The organism is Halomicronema sp. CCY15110 (assembly GCF_016888165.1).
Classification (GTDB): Bacteria; Cyanobacteriota; Cyanobacteriia; order Phormidesmidales; family Phormidesmidaceae; genus Halomicronema.
The window spans coordinates 1-15,764 of record NZ_JACSWC010000071.1; the positions used below are offsets into that span (position 1 = coordinate 1).

At 53.8% G+C, this 15,764-nt stretch carries 9 protein-coding genes; 3 read left to right on the forward strand and 6 right to left on the reverse strand.

From position 1 onward, the window contains the following. The first annotated feature begins 308 nt into the window (after nucleotides 1-308). A complete protein-coding gene (locus JUK32_RS00760) occupies nucleotides 309-788 on the forward strand; it encodes an Hsp20/alpha crystallin family protein (RefSeq protein ID WP_204136955.1) in 480 nt (159 codons plus the stop codon). Nucleotides 789-1,034: 246 nt separating this feature from the next. Then, nucleotides 1,035-2,669: a peptide chain release factor 3 gene (gene prfC, locus JUK32_RS00765; protein ID WP_204136956.1), complete on the forward strand. Its 1,635-nt coding sequence runs from the start codon at nucleotides 1,035-1,037 to the stop codon at nucleotides 2,667-2,669. A gap of 85 nt (nucleotides 2,670-2,754) precedes the next feature. Here the strand turns inward: prfC and JUK32_RS00770 are convergent, their stop codons facing one another. From JUK32_RS00770 to JUK32_RS00795, 6 genes are all read right to left on the reverse strand, one after another. Continuing rightward, nucleotides 2,755-8,241 (reverse strand): response regulator, encoded by a 5,487-nt coding sequence (locus JUK32_RS00770; protein WP_204136957.1) that lies wholly within the window; start codon nucleotides 8,239-8,241, stop codon nucleotides 2,755-2,757. 230 nt (nucleotides 8,242-8,471) lie between these two features. After that, nucleotides 8,472-11,252, reverse strand: coding sequence for a HAMP domain-containing methyl-accepting chemotaxis protein (locus tag JUK32_RS00775; RefSeq protein ID WP_204136958.1), 2,781 nt, complete (start codon nucleotides 11,250-11,252; stop codon nucleotides 8,472-8,474). Nucleotides 11,253-11,292: 40 nt separating this feature from the next. Next, nucleotides 11,293-11,826: a CheW domain-containing protein gene (locus JUK32_RS00780; protein WP_204136959.1), complete on the reverse strand. Its 534-nt coding sequence runs from the start codon at nucleotides 11,824-11,826 to the stop codon at nucleotides 11,293-11,295. A gap of 21 nt (nucleotides 11,827-11,847) precedes the next feature. After that, the gene (locus JUK32_RS00785) at nucleotides 11,848-12,216 is read right to left on the reverse strand and encodes a response regulator transcription factor (protein WP_204136960.1); all 369 of its coding nucleotides are present in this window, start codon (nucleotides 12,214-12,216) and stop codon (nucleotides 11,848-11,850) included. A 531-nt stretch (nucleotides 12,217-12,747) separates the two neighbouring features. Next, nucleotides 12,748-13,695, reverse strand: coding sequence for an ABC transporter permease (locus tag JUK32_RS00790; protein WP_204136961.1), 948 nt, complete (start codon nucleotides 13,693-13,695; stop codon nucleotides 12,748-12,750). A 107-nt stretch (nucleotides 13,696-13,802) separates the two neighbouring features. Then, complete coding sequence (locus tag JUK32_RS00795; RefSeq protein WP_204136962.1) at nucleotides 13,803-14,888, reverse strand: ABC transporter permease; 1,086 nt, start codon at nucleotides 14,886-14,888, stop codon at nucleotides 13,803-13,805. A 378-nt stretch (nucleotides 14,889-15,266) separates the two neighbouring features. Between JUK32_RS00795 and psbU the strand changes: the two genes are divergently transcribed. After that, nucleotides 15,267-15,689: a photosystem II complex extrinsic protein PsbU gene (gene psbU, locus JUK32_RS00800; protein ID WP_204136963.1), complete on the forward strand. Its 423-nt coding sequence runs from the start codon at nucleotides 15,267-15,269 to the stop codon at nucleotides 15,687-15,689. Nucleotides 15,690-15,764: the final 75 nt, after the last annotated feature.

Consider the following 15,764-nt stretch of genomic DNA (forward strand, 5'->3'; position numbering starts at 1 on the left):
GGCTGATTTCGACTCCGCTCAATCAGCAAAATTGCTTGCCAGGTAAGGCGTTGAGGGCTGAGCGAAGTCGAAGCCCGGAGGGATAGATAATTCTGAATTTCTACTTACGCCTGCATAAATCAAGCTTTGCAGCCTATTGATCCAGCACCCAGCGCTGATTTACGGCTAATTCGGTACGGTGAGTTCGGTGTAGAAATTCGCCATCCGGGTGTGGTTTTTATCACTGTTGTTTTCCAAAACAAACACGCATCATAAGAGTCATAAGGCGCAAGCGAAAACATTCCCGCAAGAGATTTAGGAGGCAATTCATGATTGTTCGTTACTGGCATCCTTTTCAAGAAGTTGAAACCCTACGCCGCCAACTCGACAGCGTATTCAATGAAGTTAGCAATGTGATAGAAACGGCACCTACGGCATGGACTCCCGCCATCCGTTTGGTTGAGAGCAACGATCACTATGTTCTGACAGTTCAGCTATCAGGAATTACCCCCGATGGCATTGATATTCAGGCGACTCGCGAAAGCATTGTGATTAGCGGTGAGCGTCCGCAACCTGAAGTGGCAGAAGGCGATCGCGTGCTGCATGACGACATTCACTACGGTACCTTCCGTCGGGTTGTGAACTTGCCAGAAGCCATCCAAAATGATGCAGTTGCGGCAAACTTTGAGAACGGCTTTCTAACATTAACCCTGCCTAAAGTGGAAGAAGTTCGCAACAAAGTTGTGAAAATCAGCCTCAACGGTCAAACCGAAAATGATCCTCAAGAGTTGCCCGAAGTCGGGGCTTAATGTAGGCCCTTAGTTCGACCAGTGAGCAAGTTAGTAAGTCATGGTGTTTAGGGGCAGCGATCGCTGCCCTTTTTTCTTGGATAATTAGTTTGAAACAGGCGAGCACTAGCCCCTGAACAGCTATTTTTACAGCGGGGTTGACAGGAAGATGGCCCTGATGGAGTTGTCCTTTTGGTAAAGTCCAGACGCTTGACTTAAGATAAAAGCATACTGATATTCTTCTACATTCCCTGTTTGTAGGCATTTATGGCAACATCGACCGTGTCCGAAGCAGTCTTGACCGAAGAGGTGGAGAAGCGCCGCAATTTTGCGATCATTTCTCACCCCGATGCGGGTAAAACCACCCTGACCGAAAAGCTGCTGCTCTACGGCGGGGCCATCCATGAAGCAGGGGCAGTTAAAGCCCGGCGGGCACAGCGCCATGCCACCTCTGACTGGATGGAGATGGAACAGCAGCGAGGTATCTCCATCACCTCAACGGTGTTGCAGTTTGACTACCGAGACGTGCGCGTCAACCTGCTGGATACTCCGGGACACCAAGACTTTAGTGAAGACACCTATCGCACGTTGGCCGCTGCCGATAATGCGGTCATGCTTGAAGATGCGGCAAAAGGTTTGGAGCCGCAAACTCGCAAGCTGTTTGAAGTGTGTCGGATGCGATCGCTGCCCATTTTTACTTTTTTCAACAAGATGGATCGCCCAGCCCGCGAACCCCTAGAGCTCTTAGACGAGATTGAGCAAGAGCTGGGCCTCGCGACCTACGCCGTGAACTGGCCCATTGGCATGGGTGAACAGTTTCGTGGCGTTTTCGACCGCCGCAAGCGCCAGTTTCACTTGTTTGAGCGCACTGCCCACGGTAGCAAAGCCGCAGGCAAAACCGTACTAGATTTGGGCGATCCTCGGATCGAAGAACTCGTCGATCAGGAGCTCTATTACCAGTTCAAAGAAGAATTGGAGATGATCGAGGAACTCGGCGCTGAACTTGACCTAGAGGCCATCCACGCGGGCCAACTCTCACCAGTCTTCTTTGGCAGCGCTATGACCAATTTTGGTGTGCAGCTTTTTCTGGATGCCTTTTTGGACTATGCCCTGAAGCCCGCCCCCCGCAACAGTACGCAGGGGGAAATCGAGCCCACTGCCGAAGATTTTTCGGGCTTTGTCTTTAAGCTCCAAGCCAATATGGATCCAAAACACCGCGATCGCGTGGCGTTCATTCGCGTCTGTTCCGGCAAGTTTGAAAAAGATATGGTGGTGAACCATGCGCGATCGGGCAAAAACGTCCGTCTTTCGCACCCCCAAAAGCTGTTTGCCCAGGGGCGCGAGTCCCTAGAGGAAGCGTATCCGGGCGATGTCATTGGCTTAAATAATCCAGGGGTGTTTGCGATCGGTGACACGATCTATCAAGGTCAAAAACTGGAATACGAAGGGATTCCCTGTTTTTCGCCCGAACTGTTTGCATACCTCAGAAATCCCAACCCGTCGAAATTCAAACAGTTCCACAAGGGCGTCACCGAATTGCGTGAAGAAGGCGCAGTCCAAATCATGTTCTCCGCCGACGAATCCAAGCGCGATCCCATTCTGGCCGCAGTCGGACAACTACAGTTCGAAGTGGTGCAGTTTCGTCTACAAAACGAATACAACGTTGACACTCGGTTGGAGCCGCTACCCTACAGCGTCGCTCGCTGGGTTGAAGGTGGCTGGGAAGCCCTAGAAAAAGCAGGCCGTCTGTTCAACACCACGACGGTCAAGGACAGCTGGGGCCGTCCGGTGCTCTTATTCCGCAATGAGTGGAATGTGGGCCAAGTTGAAGGCGATCATCCTGAACTGAAGCTGCGGAAAACTGCCCCAGTAGTCTCTGGACAAGAAGTCGAAGACCTGTAGACGTCGGCTTTGGAAAACCCATGACAAAACTCAGCCGGGCAAGGTAACCATCCTGCCCGGCTGAGTTGCTTTAAAGTCCAGCTGTCTATTCTGCTTCTTCTGTTACTGCTGCCCCAATGAGCACTTCCCCTTGCAACATCTTGTGCGCCGCTTCTAACAGCGCTTCTTCCAGATAGGGCTTGGTGAAGTAACCACTGGCCCCTAAATCAACGGCCATCTGGCGGTGACGATCGGCCCCGCGCGAGGTCAGCATCGCGATGGGAATGTTTTTCAACATGCTGTCTTTTTGCATTCTGGATAGCAGTTCGAGACCATCCATCCGGGGCATTTCGATGTCACAGAAGACTAAGTCGCATGGCAAGCCCGATCGCATTTTTTCCCAAGCTTCTTGACCATCGCGGGCTTGTTCGACCCGGTAGCCAACCTTGTTGAAACTCATCGACAGTAGTTCGCGGACCGTAATCGAGTCGTCCACAATGAGCACCGTCGGCTCCGCCTTGACGGGGCCTTCGTCCTCTTCGGGAGACAGTTCCACCTGTGCCCAAATAGATGAACCAGCCTCACGCCGCACCCGACCTTGAGCGATATCTATGAGTTCCAGCACGTCACCAATGGGCATGACGCGGCCATCCCCTAAAACAGTGGCACCAGCGATGCCCATCGGTTTGGGCACTGGGCCTTCGATCTGTTTAATTACAATTTCCTGCTCACCTAAAACGCGATCGACCTGAATGCCGATGTAGGTATTGGCGTTACGCAGTACCACAATGGAGACCATGTCGTCGTCTTGGCTGCCGCCATACACTCGACCTCTGCCCAACGCGCGGTTGAACTGCAATAGGTCTGACAGGGGTTGGAAGGTCAGCGACATGTCGCGCCACTGAATAAATGACTGCCCTTCGTCATTCGTTTGGACCCGCTCCCGGGGGACATCGAACATATCTTCGACCCCATCCATCGGAAAGGCGATGCGGGCTTGGTTGTTCAGACAGCTCAACGCCTTCGAAATACTCAGAGTGAGCGGTAAACGGATGGTAAAACTAGTACCTTTGCCTACCTCAGAGTCGATCGTGATAGAACCGCGAATTTCCGCTAAAGCGGTTCGCACCACGTCCATCCCGACACCTCGCCCCGCAAAATCATTCGCCCTATCGAGGACACTGAAACCGTGGTGGAAGATTAACTCACGAGCTTCAACATCATTCATGCGGTCGGCTTCTGCCTGGGTTATCAGCCCTTTTTGAATGGCTTTTTGTTTGATGACAGTGGGATTGATGCCAGCACCATCATCTTCGATATAAATGACCGTTTGGTTGCCTTGGTAGAAGGCGCGAACCGCAATTTTGCCCTCTCGGGGTTTGCCCAGCGCGGCTCGTTCTTCTGGCGGTTCAATGCCGTGGGTGATAGCGTTGTTGACCAAGTGAGTCATGGGGTCGTACAGACGCTCTAGCAGCATTTTATCGATGAGCGTTTCTCGACCTTCGACAACCAGGCGGGCTTCTTTGCCGCACTTAATCGAGATGTCTCGTACGGCTCTGGGCAAGCGATCGGCAGTTTGGGCAAACGGCACCATGCGAGCCTTGTTTAAGCCTTCTTGCAGTTGCGTCGTCACCTGGCGAAATTGGCGAGCAATCTGGTCAGTGGATTCCACCGTGTAAGCAATGTCAGACGAAGACTCTCGAACTCGGACGATGAGTTCGATCATCTCTTGGGTCAACGTGTGGAAGCCGGTAAAGCGATCCATTTCCAAGGCATCAAAGCTCGCTCCAGTGGCGTGGCTATCGCCATGGTTGCCATTAGTCATAGTGGATAGCGCACTGCCCCCAGAGTGAAACGCTTGGCGGCTCGCTAGGAGTGAGCTTTCGAGCAGCGATCGCTCGTAAAGATCACGCATCCGCTGGCCCACATCATTTAACTGCTGCACTTGAAAGAGCAGATTATCGAGAAACTGCCGAAAGCGATCTTGATCTTGCTCCAGAGAGTTACGGTTAACGACCAGTTCACCCACGAGGTTGTTCAGATTATCCAGGTGTTTGACGGAGACTCGCATGGTCTGGTCAACAATGCCACCCACCCGCCGGTTAGACCGTCCAGGCCCAGGCGATCGCAGACTGGTAGAACCACCCCCCAACGTTTGATCAGCCTCTTCTAACAATTTTTCCAGATCCCCAAAGTCGTCGTCCGCAGGGTCCCTGCTAGCAGGTGCAGTCGCTGCTGTTGCTGGGGTGTCGGAATCGCCAATGAGAGCATCCAACTCATCAAAATCGACGTCGATCTCACTTACCGCCGCATTGGCCGCCGTGACCGCTGCATCATCATCCAGCAGCGCATCCAGCTCACCAAATTCATCGGTGGCGGCGGCCACGGGCTCGTCAACGGCGAAGGACTCAGGGGCGATACCAGTCGTATCCTCCGCGAGCATGGCATCAAGGTCGTCAAATTCGCCTCCATCGTCACCATCAAGACTGAGGTCATCAAGACTGTCAGACTCATCGGTGACGTCGTCAAAGGTGCCTAAGTCCAGATCCAGGTCTCCGCGGTCAGCATCAACGGCACTGTCCTCAGGCCCACCAAATAGATCCTCTGATGCCGATTCTGAGCCCAAGTCATGCAGCTCAGAGTCAGCTAGGTCAGCATTGTCATCACCGAGATCAACATCGCCTAAGTCCAACACATCAAAATCGGTGTCATCCGTAGCGGCAGCGTCTTGACCATCGGCCTCGGGAGCGGTCGCTAGCTCTAAGTCGTCCAGTCCACTCTCAGCGTCAAAGTCCAGGGATACATCAGACGTATCATCAGCGTCGCTCGCCGAGGCGTCGAGATCGTGGTCAGTCTCCGTTGCTGAGTCATCTGTGCTGAAGAAATCATCAATGTCGTTGCTATTAGTTGCGGCTGCCTCATCTGCATCCGAGAGACTCACATCATCGCTACCGAAAAAGTCGTCAGCGTCGTCACTACTGGTCACGGTTGTGGTACCCGTCAGCTCAGCGTCATCTGTGCCAAACCAATCATCACTATCATCAGCGGCGGCTGTGCCTGCAGCGAATAAATCATCACTGTCGTCAGGCACAGTCGTAGCCGACAGATCACCTTCTAAACCGATCGCGGCCGCATCGGAATCTACAGCCAGAGTTTCGTCACTATCATCAGCAAAAGTTAAATCAAAGTCGTCCACCGACTCGTCAGTATCCGGCGCTGCAACCGTGGGTTCTGTGTCAGCAGCCTGAACGGTATCCCCCAGTAAGTCATCAAAATCGGGATCGGCGCTGTCGATACGGCTATCCGTGTCTGCTCCAAACAGGAGATCGACATCATCGATCGCGTCTGCCGCTTCAGTTGCCGATGTAGTTTCGTCCAGGAAATCTAAATCAGTACCGTTGGCTGGCACCGCCGTCGCAAACAGGTCACTGAGGTCGGCGTCCGCGGCGGCGGCGGTCGTGTCGGCTGGCGCAGGTTCATCTAACCGAGCAGCGGAACCGGCCTCCGAAGCGGCGGACACCTCGGGAGCTGCGATCGCGTCTAGCTCTAACTCAGCATCGTCGAACTCGGATGCTGTCGAGGGAGTTGACTCACTAGCTGCAGCCTCCCCAAACAAATCGTCAAAGTCGTCGGTTGCGGCTCCATCATCATCAGGCGTAGCCGCAGCTGTTTCATCAATATCAGGAAAGTCGCTGAAATCAAGCTCAGATCCATCTGTGGCGGCGGCGGTTGACTCGTCCGACCACTCATCGAAGGCATCTAATGCTAGCTCGACATCCTCGCTGGCGTCGTCGCCCCCAGCAGACCAGGGATCTGAAATCGCGCCAAAGTCGTCACCCTCGGCAGACGCCACCGTCGTGCCTGAGGTCGATGCATCTGTCACCGCCGACTCTGGTTCCGCAGCATGATCAACGGAGTCCAACTGAAACGATTCTTCCGAGCGGTCAGCGGCTGTTGCGGCGGCTGGCTCTTCAGTATCAAACAAATCATCAAAATCAGCATCGGTCGCAGCGTCCTCCGATGACGCTGCGAAATCGAGGTCGAGCGCATCAGAGGACTCATCAAAGTCCAAATCCAAGTCGTCACCTAGATCGTTATGGCCGTTATCTGAAGAAGTATCTACACCATCCAGTAACGAATCTAAGTCATCCTCTCCCTCAGCAGCGAAAGTATCAGCGTCGCTAGTTTCAGCCCCAAGATTTAACAAATCATCCAGGTCGTCATCGGTGTCTGACGAGTTTGCCACCGCTGGCGTAGCATCACCAAAGCCCCCAGTATCACCAAAGAGATCGGCCAGATCGCCGCTACTGTCAGCGTCATCATCGTCTCCCAGAGAGTCGTCTAATAAATCTGAGAAATCGCTGTCTAACTCAATATCTGGGCTCGGTGTATCGGCGACAGCCGCTTCACTTTCGGAAATTTCCTCCCACGGAGAATCTAGTTCAGACACTTCTCCTTCAAAGAGATCGGCCAAACTGTTCAACTCCGCCGTGCCTACCGTCGGTTCACGAGGTAATTCGGTGGGACTCTCGTCATTCGTGAAGGCTGAGAGGGAATCAGCCAAATCGTCATCATGATCAGATGCCGCCGTATCCGCCGCATCTTCCGAGAGATCTAACCAATCCAAATCGGCTTCGGCTCCCGTTGCTGACTCGGTTTCGGTTGCAAATAGATCGGCCAAATCCGGCTCTTCTGTGGTGGATAAAGCGTCGTCCAGCAGCGAGTCAATATCGCCCACCACATCCTCAGGTTCGACGAGGAGCGGCATTAACGACTCCAACTCGGCAGAAACCACAATCGCATTGGCTTGCCCAGCCAGTACCTGCTCCTGGGCGCGCTTTAGTTCTTTAATAATGACGGGCGCTAGCGATCGATACGTTTGGTCTGAGTTGCCGACTGCGTGGCGGGTGGCAGTAGTCAGATCACACCAGAGACTGAGATCAAATTGCTCGCCAACACGCTTGAGGGCATCGCAACAGGCTTGCAAGGCGGCACGGCTGGCTGCGGTATCCGCTTGCTTAAAGAGCGTCAACATTTCGCGCAAGTGGCCAGGCACATCACTGCTAAAGACCAACTTGAGTGCGCTATCTTCGCTACTGCTAGCAACTGTGCGGGTAGGCTGAGCTGGCACTGGGGCCACTGCCGCCGGAGCAGCGGCGGCGGGAGCAACGGCGATGAGTTCGTTGAGATGACTTCCTAAGCGATCGAAGACTGGCTCAATGTCGGCCATCACCTCTTGGGCTTTTTCTTCAGTGAGCCCAAAGGGACCTTGTAATTCTTCGAGTAGTGCCTGCAAAACATCAAAAACTTGCAGAAACATGGTTTCCAGATCGCGATCGACCTGGGTGTTGGGGGCTTCTTTGAGCAGTTTGAAGTAATCTTCGAGGCGGTGGGAGGTGGCTTGAATGCTGCCCAGGCTTAACATTGCAGCACCACCTTTGACTGAGTGAGCTGCCCGAAACACTTCAGTCACCATTTCTGGATCTTGAATTGTGTTCTGAAGATTGAGAAGACCTTGTTCAATCGTATTGAGATGATCCTTGGCTTCTTCGATGAAATATCCCAGGATTCGCTGCTGCTGTTCAGGCATCATGGCGGACTATTTCCCCCCTAGTGCTCGTATGTAGTGCCCTGGCATCGGTATATGTGACGCCTCGATAGTGCTTCCCCGGCGGTGACATGTGGGCTGTTGGGCTCATGACCTTCCCTTGTTCAGACATCTTAATGGGTAGTAAGTAAGCGGCTTTACAGCCCGTTACATTGATCTGATTGATGCCCCTCGAAAGGGCGATCGCCCACCCTTTAGGCTTGGGTTTCCTCCCCTTAATCGACCTTGAATCGCTCCACAGAAGTCAGTAGATCGCGGGCAACGCCGACCAGATTTTGGAGGGAACCAGACACTCGCTGCGATTCTTGCGAGGTTTCCTGCGCGGTCAATTCAACGGACTGCATCACCTGAGCCACCGTCCGAGAGGTTTCCGTCTGTTCGACGGTGTCGGCAGTAATTGATCGCACCAAGACGTCAATCCGGTTCGAGACCTGAATGATATCTTCCAGCGATCGCTTCGCCTGCTCGGCCAGTTTGGTCCCCTCAATCACCTGTTGGGTCCCTTCTTCCATCGCCGTCATTACCCCGCTGGTCTCACTTTGAATCTGCAAGACAATTTGTTCGATTTCCTTCGATGCTTTTGCGGCCCGGTCGGCCAGTTGTCGCACCTCGTCCGCTACAATCGCGAAACCGCGCCCCGCTTCACCAGCCCGCGCCGCCTCAATACTGGCGTTCAAGGCTAGCAAGTTTGTACGGGAGGCAATCTGCGAAATCAACGCCACAATTTTGGAAATCTCTTGGGAAGATTCGGCCAACCGTTTCACCTTCCGGGTGGTTTCGGCCACCGTTTCGCGAATTTCGAGAATACCGGCTACCGTCCGTTCTACCGACTCACCACCCCGTAGGGCCGTCGCCGATGCAGAACGGGCCACTTCTTCCGCCTCCCGGGCACTTTCTGCCACCCGCTGAATCGAGTCTGTCATCACTTGCACTGAATTCAGCGTGACCGCCAGTTCTTCCGCCTGCCGCAACGCATCGGCCGACAAACTGCGAGCAAATGTCTCATTTTCCGCTGAGGCGACACTCACCTGGCGGGCGGCGACACTCACCTGTCGGACAATTTCTTGCAGGTTTTGAATGGTGAGGTTAAACGAGTCCGCAACGGCTCCCAAGACGTCAGCCGTGACTTCGGCCTTCACTGTCAAGTCGCCTCGGGCCGCACCTTCCACATCGTCCAGCAGCCGAATCACTTGCCGTTGCAAATCTTCCTTCGCCTGTTCTTGCTCTTGGGCTTTGCGCTGGGCCTCGCTGGTGGTCGTCAAAATCACCCGAGCCATTTGATTAAAGTCAGAAGCCAGCTGGCCGACGTCGTCTTCAGCATAGACGGTTGCTCGGGCGTTTAGATTGCCCTGGGAAACGGCGGCGAACTGGGCCTGCAAATCCTCTAAGCCTTGCTTGGTGCGACGATTAGCTAACTGGCCCACGCCAGCCGCAGTCCCGAATCCAGCCAGTCCCGCTGCCAAAGACATTGCCGCCGCCGGGACGGGCTGCACCCGTTGCTGTGACATCACGCTAGAGCCGACAAAGTACACCACACCAGCGGTAATGAAGGAGGCAAGTCCGGCTGCGCCCGCTACGATAATTTGTTTGGTATCAATGGAGGCATTTTCGAGCGGGGCGAGATTACCTTGTTCGACTTGAACGGGTTGGGTTTCGTCGTCTACTTGGGCAAAGGCTGGCAGTTGATCCGCAGCACCAGAAATGCTGAAAATTTCTTCGTTGCCGATGGTCGATGAGGTGTCTTCGTCTAATGCAAAGTCAGAGGCTCCAAAGCTATCCGACTCGACGGCTTCATCCGAAAGGTCAACCCCAGAACTGCCGGCCATGGGACTGGTGAATCCAGCAGAACTATCGGTGAGTTCAAAGTCTGGGATGCTGCCTAAATCGTCAAATTCATCAAAGTCATCCAGGAAGTCAACATTACTTTGACTCCCGCTGGCGCTGGCGTCCGCGATCGCCGCCCCATTGTCGGCATAGCTGACATCGGCATAAGTTTCTCCAGTAGAGCCAGCATCGTCTGACCAATAAGCCGCCTCGTCGGCACCAGCAAAGGCATCGTGATCAGCGTCCGCCTCATCCCCAGCCGGCTCTGCCATAAAGAGCGTTTGATCATCCTGCTGATCCATCATGCCCATGGCGTCGTCAGCCATCGGCAGATCCATGGCGTAATCGTCAGCTTCATCCAGCATCTCTTCCATCTGCGTCGGAGCTGACTCAAAAGCCACTCCCGGCTCCGGGCTCAAAGGTTCGGGGTCAGTTTCTGCAGTTTCCAAATTCTCAAAATCAGAGAACGGATCATCCCCAGCAATATCAGAATCTGGCATCTCCATTTCCGCCAAATCGATATCAGCTCCAAAGGGATTGTCATCATTCATCCCAAAGGGACTCTCAGTTGCCGCCGTCTCAACGGCCCCCTCGTCATCGAGGTTGAACGCAAACGGATCGGGCGTGTCAACCGCTGCTCCAGAATCATCGAGTCTGTTATTTTCAGCAGCGTCAAACGGACTGTCGAACGGAGAATCTGGGGTCAAATCTCCTGACAGATCGAGATCGACATCGGCGGCATCCAGGTTGAACTCCGTCAGGTCATCTGCTGCTTCATCGAAGAAGCCCGGCTCACCGGCCGTATCGTCAGCATGGGCTGCGGATGAGTCCGAGACATCGGCCAATGTCGCGCTACCATCTACCAAGCCACCGACATTGTCAAACGCATCGGCGGCAGACTGCTCTTCGGCATAGGCCAGCCCATTATGGGCAAAGTCGACGAACTCTGGATCAGCGGTTACATCTAAAACTGCTTGATACTGTTCACGCGCTTCACTGTAGCGATGCAGCCCGTAACAGTAGATATGCCCTCGCAGCAACAGCACACTAGGATCCGAAGGATAATCAACAGCAAGCTGGTCTATGATTCCGGCAGCATCTTCGTAGCTACCCTGCATGTAGGCTCTCTCAGCTTTCTGATATGCTTGGGTGTAATCAGTGCTCGATGCCATTTCCTAATCTCCTGCCGTTTAAGCAATCTAAATACAACTGTTAGGCAGCCCAGCGAGCTGATCTCAAAACAGCGATGTGGTCTAGTAACCGAACTATCTGCTTAGAAGAGTCGTGTTCGATGACCCACTCCCCCTTGAGAAAGGGTGCCATTGTGTCAGGGGTATTTTGAGAGAGATTAAGTGAATCAAGATCCATCCAATCCGTCCCAACAATCTGATTAACGGCTAACCCTAGCATAGTTCCTTGTTCTTCAATCGCGATGACCGGAATCTCTGTGCGATCCGTGTTCATCTGGGTGGGGTATCCCAAAAACTGCCCTAAATCAGCCACCCAAATCACCCGGCCTTGCTCATTTAAGGTTCCTAGCAAGAGCGGCGACACGTTGGGGACCGGCGTAATGCGATCCGGCGGATGTTCAATAATGCGACGGATGCCAGTTGCCGGTAAGGCAAATTCGTCACCAGTGGTGATAAAAAACCGGAGATACAGTTCACCTTCGGGCGATTCGAGTTCTTGCAACTCCGGCCCTTGCTCTTGCCCTTTACCGGTCAAAAAATCGGGATTGCCGACCATCCTTTCCTCCAGCCCTGAACGTCATCCACGTAGCAGTTGTTTCACGGTGCCCAGTAGTTCCATGGGTTGAAATGGCTTAGCGATGTAGGCATCAGCGCCTTGTTTCATACCCCAATAGCGATCAAATTCTTCCCCTTTTGAAGAACACAGAATGACCGGCACATGCTGAGTGATGGGATCAGACTTCAGACGACGACAAACTTCATAGCCATTCATCCGGGGCATCACGATATCAAGTACCACAAGGTCGGGATGTTCTCCAGCCTGAATTTGCTCCAAAGCTTCAACCCCATCCATTGCCGCAGCAACGCTTAAGCCATTGCCTTTTAGCAATTCGGTGATCATTTCCCGTTGGGGAATGCTGTCCTCCACTACTAGAACCATGCTCATAATATTCAATGACTCGCAAATTAGCTTCCCTGATGCAATTTTTCACGGTGGAACGTGTTTATGCTGGGCGCGATCGCCAACTAGAGCAAGCATCACCCTGTATTTTTTTAAAGTACCCGTAAACTTTAAAATCTTCGCTTTTTAGGCATAAATGGTTAACTACCAAAGGTACCTAATGAGGGACGATGTCTGTGCCTATGGTGCCTGAGGTTTCAGCCCCTCGCGATCGCCCGCCAAGCCGAAGCGGATTCGCGCTAGCACCGTAGATGCGAATCATGTTAACGAATCTCGGCTAAAACCAACGAAAATCTTGTCTACAGTGGTTATACATCAGCGGTCAGGCCATGCCCCCCACAGCCAAGCGACTGACAGCCGCGAGAATGCGGACGCTCACCGGACGTATCAGAAAATTACGAAGTTGAGCGGCAGCGGACGGCAGGTTAAGTGGCGGCAAGCATGATCTAGTCATGTCGGCTAGCGGGGGCTGCGGGTTCGACTAACTGGCAATCATGAGCGGCCGACGCTCCAAGCTCAATCGCCTTTGCCGAGGGAACCTGGTGCCCCGACTAAAGTACGTTTGGGTGAGCAGGTGACGATCATGATGAGTAACGTCAAGATATAAGGCGCGGCGTTGAATAAGTAGTAGTAAGCGTTAATGCCCACTGACTGAAAAGCGGGCCCGATCGCTTGTGCGCCCCCAAACAAGAGTGATGCCCACAGGCACTGAATCGGATTCCAACGAGCGAAAATCACCAGAGCCACCGCCATTAAGCCCTGACCGCTAGAAATCCGTTCCGTCCACACGCCGGGATAGTAAAGCGACAGACAAGCGCCGCCAATGCCGGCCAGAAAGCTCCCCGCCACAATGCTGAGAAATCGCACCTTAAAGATGGAAATGCCCATGGCGCGGGCCGCTTCGGGACTATCGCCGACCGCACGAATGTAGAGCCCCCAGCGGGTAGCGCGAAAGAACCACTGCATGAGGGGCGCGATCGCCACGCCGATCAAAAATAGAGGACTGATTTTCAACGCCGACTGCACCGCTGGATTACTGCTCCAAGCGCCGAACTGTAGTGTAAATAGCTGCGGCGCTTGGGGTTGAATAAACGGTTTGCCCAAAAAGAAGGCCAAACCGCTGCCAAAAATAATCATGGCGATGCCGACGGCGACATCATTGACGCGTGGTTGCTGCGCTAGCCAGCCGTGAATGGAGCCGAGAAACATGCCCGCGATGCCCGCCGCCAATACCCCCAACCACGGTGCCCAAAACTCACCCACAAAACCTTGGGTCAGATAGGAAATGCCGTAGGCACTCATCGCCCCCATCAGCAGGGTGCCTTCGAGACCGAGGTTGATTTTGCCACTTTTTTCGGTCAGGCACTCTCCCAAACTCACAAAGAGAAAGGGGGCGCTGCCGCGTAGGGTACCGGCCAAAATGCCCAGGGGTACGCCCCACCAGCCGAGTGCTTCAGTTGCCATGGTGTGTCCTCAAACGGGGAGATATCACTAGAGTGCAAGTTGATGTTGTGTGAGGTGCGAGGTATCAGAAAGATTCGAAGTAACGGCGAACGGTTGGCGGGGATGACTCAAACCACTGGCTTTTCTTGGAACCAGGGCAGGCGACCGTAGAGCGAATCGCTAAATAGCACACACAAAAAGACAATGCCCTGGAAAACGAGGACGGTGGCATCAGGGAGATCGTGCGATCGCTGCAAAATGCCGCCACTGGCCAAAATGCCCCCGAGCAACACCGCTACTAAAATTGTGGCGAGGGGGTTATGCCGCGAGACAAACGCCACCAAAATGCCCGCATACCCGTAGTTAGACACCAGCGATTCATTGATGCGCTTTTGCACAGCAGCGACCTCAATCATGCCCGCCAACCCCGCACAAGACCCGCCCAAAAAGCACACTGCCAAAGTCAACTTACCGACCGGCAAACCGGCAATTCGCGCCGCCCGCAGATTACCGCCCGTCGTTCTGGCCGCGAAGCCAAAGGTCGTGCGTTGAATCAGCACATAGGCGAGGACACAAGCGATCAAACCGTAAATTAGGCCATAGTGAATGCGGCTACCGGGAATGGTGCCCATCCACAGCGCTTCACTCAGTTCTGCGGAAGAAGGCTTGGTGACAAATTCGGCATCGCGCATCGGCCCCTCTACCAAGTGGTTCATCACGGCGATCGCGATGTAGTTCAGCAGCAGACTGCTAATGGTTTCATTCACCCCCCGATAGTGTCGTAAGGCCCCGGCCAACATAATCCAGACACCCCCGCCGACAATGGCCGCGATCGCCATCGCCATTTGCCCCATGAACGGCGGCAGCGTCGCGCCCACGCTCAGTCCCATAACCACAGCGCAGAGACCCCCGATGACCAACGCACCCTCATTACCAATAATGACCAGCCCAAGCCGCGCTGGTAACGCCGTACATAGCGCTGTCAGCATCAGCGGCGCAGCCCGAATCAGGGTATTCTGCCAGGCACTCCAACTGCCAAACGCGGCTCTGTAGATAGAGCCGTACACCGCCAGCGGATTCGCTCCGGACAGAGCGCAAAAAATCCCAAAAATCAAAAGCGCCACCACCAATGCCGCGATCGGCAACAGCACGGACTCAAGGGGGCGTCGCCAGCGAGACAACCAGCTCGCACCAGCAGGGAATGCAATCGTCATAGACTAAAACTCAGAATCGCAGCAACTCTAATGACACTGGCAACATCAGCTCGCCTTAGGCTTGGGGCCAATCGGGCGGGTGGCTGAAGGTTGTTTAGGATAGTCGCCTCATCTGAGGGATCGAAACGTAGTCCGCTATACCAGAATCTCCTGCCGGTGCCTAAACGTCGGTAACTGACATCCATCTGGCTCGCACGGCGGCCTCCTGAGACGGCGATTGTGAGTGCGATCGCGGCACCTATCGCCTCAGCGCAAGCCCTGTCCTGTTCGGCCCCGCAATGCGTTTTGTAAGCATCCAAATGATCGATAGCGGGGAAATGAGATGATAAGCTCTTATAGATTGTTGTGTTGAGTCTTCTGAACGAGGGGATTGAGTAGATGAAACGTTTGTTGGTTGGCCTGGTGCTGTCGCTAGGAATGCTGCTAGGTAGCTGGTCAGGTGTGCCAGTACAGCCCGCTGCGGCAGCGTCCCTGTCTCAAGCATGGCAGTCACCCTTATTGGCCGAAGAAATTCGGAATGCGGTGGATGACAAGCTCAGTACCGAGTATGGTTCTAAGCTGGATTTGAATAACGCTAACGTGCAAGCTTTTGTGAAATATAAAGGGATGTATCCCACGATCGCGGGCAAAGTGCTCAAATACGCGCCTTACGACAGCGTTGAGGAAGTGTTGGAAATTCCCAATTTGAGCGATCGCGAAATTGACATTATCAAGTCTCATCTGGATGAGTTTGCAGTTACCCCTCCCGATCCCGCCCTCGTGGAAGGCGCTGATCGGTTTAACAACGGCGTTTACCGATAGGGAGCAGGTCACTTTCTGAAGAGGAATATTAGAGTAAGGCTGTAGCGATATTTGGATGGGTACCCTCATGACGCC

Bases quoted from the DNA above. Each gene is read 5' to 3' on its own strand.
- JUK32_RS00760 (WP_204136955.1), top strand. From the start codon at position 309: ATGATTGTTCGTTACTGGCATCCTTTTCAAGAAGTTGAAACCCTACGC.
- prfC (WP_204136956.1), top strand. From the start codon at position 1,035: ATGGCAACATCGACCGTGTCCGAAGCAGTCTTGACCGAAGAGGTGGAG.
- JUK32_RS00770 (WP_204136957.1), bottom strand. From the start codon at position 8,241: ATGATGCCTGAACAGCAGCAGCGAATCCTGGGATATTTCATCGAAGAA.
- JUK32_RS00775 (WP_204136958.1), bottom strand. From the start codon at position 11,252: ATGGCATCGAGCACTGATTACACCCAAGCATATCAGAAAGCTGAGAGA.
- JUK32_RS00780 (WP_204136959.1), bottom strand. From the start codon at position 11,826: ATGGTCGGCAATCCCGATTTTTTGACCGGTAAAGGGCAAGAGCAAGGG.
- JUK32_RS00785 (WP_204136960.1), bottom strand. From the start codon at position 12,216: ATGAGCATGGTTCTAGTAGTGGAGGACAGCATTCCCCAACGGGAAATG.
- JUK32_RS00790 (WP_204136961.1), bottom strand. From the start codon at position 13,695: ATGGCAACTGAAGCACTCGGCTGGTGGGGCGTACCCCTGGGCATTTTG.
- JUK32_RS00795 (WP_204136962.1), bottom strand. From the start codon at position 14,888: ATGACGATTGCATTCCCTGCTGGTGCGAGCTGGTTGTCTCGCTGGCGA.
- psbU (WP_204136963.1), top strand. From the start codon at position 15,267: ATGAAACGTTTGTTGGTTGGCCTGGTGCTGTCGCTAGGAATGCTGCTA.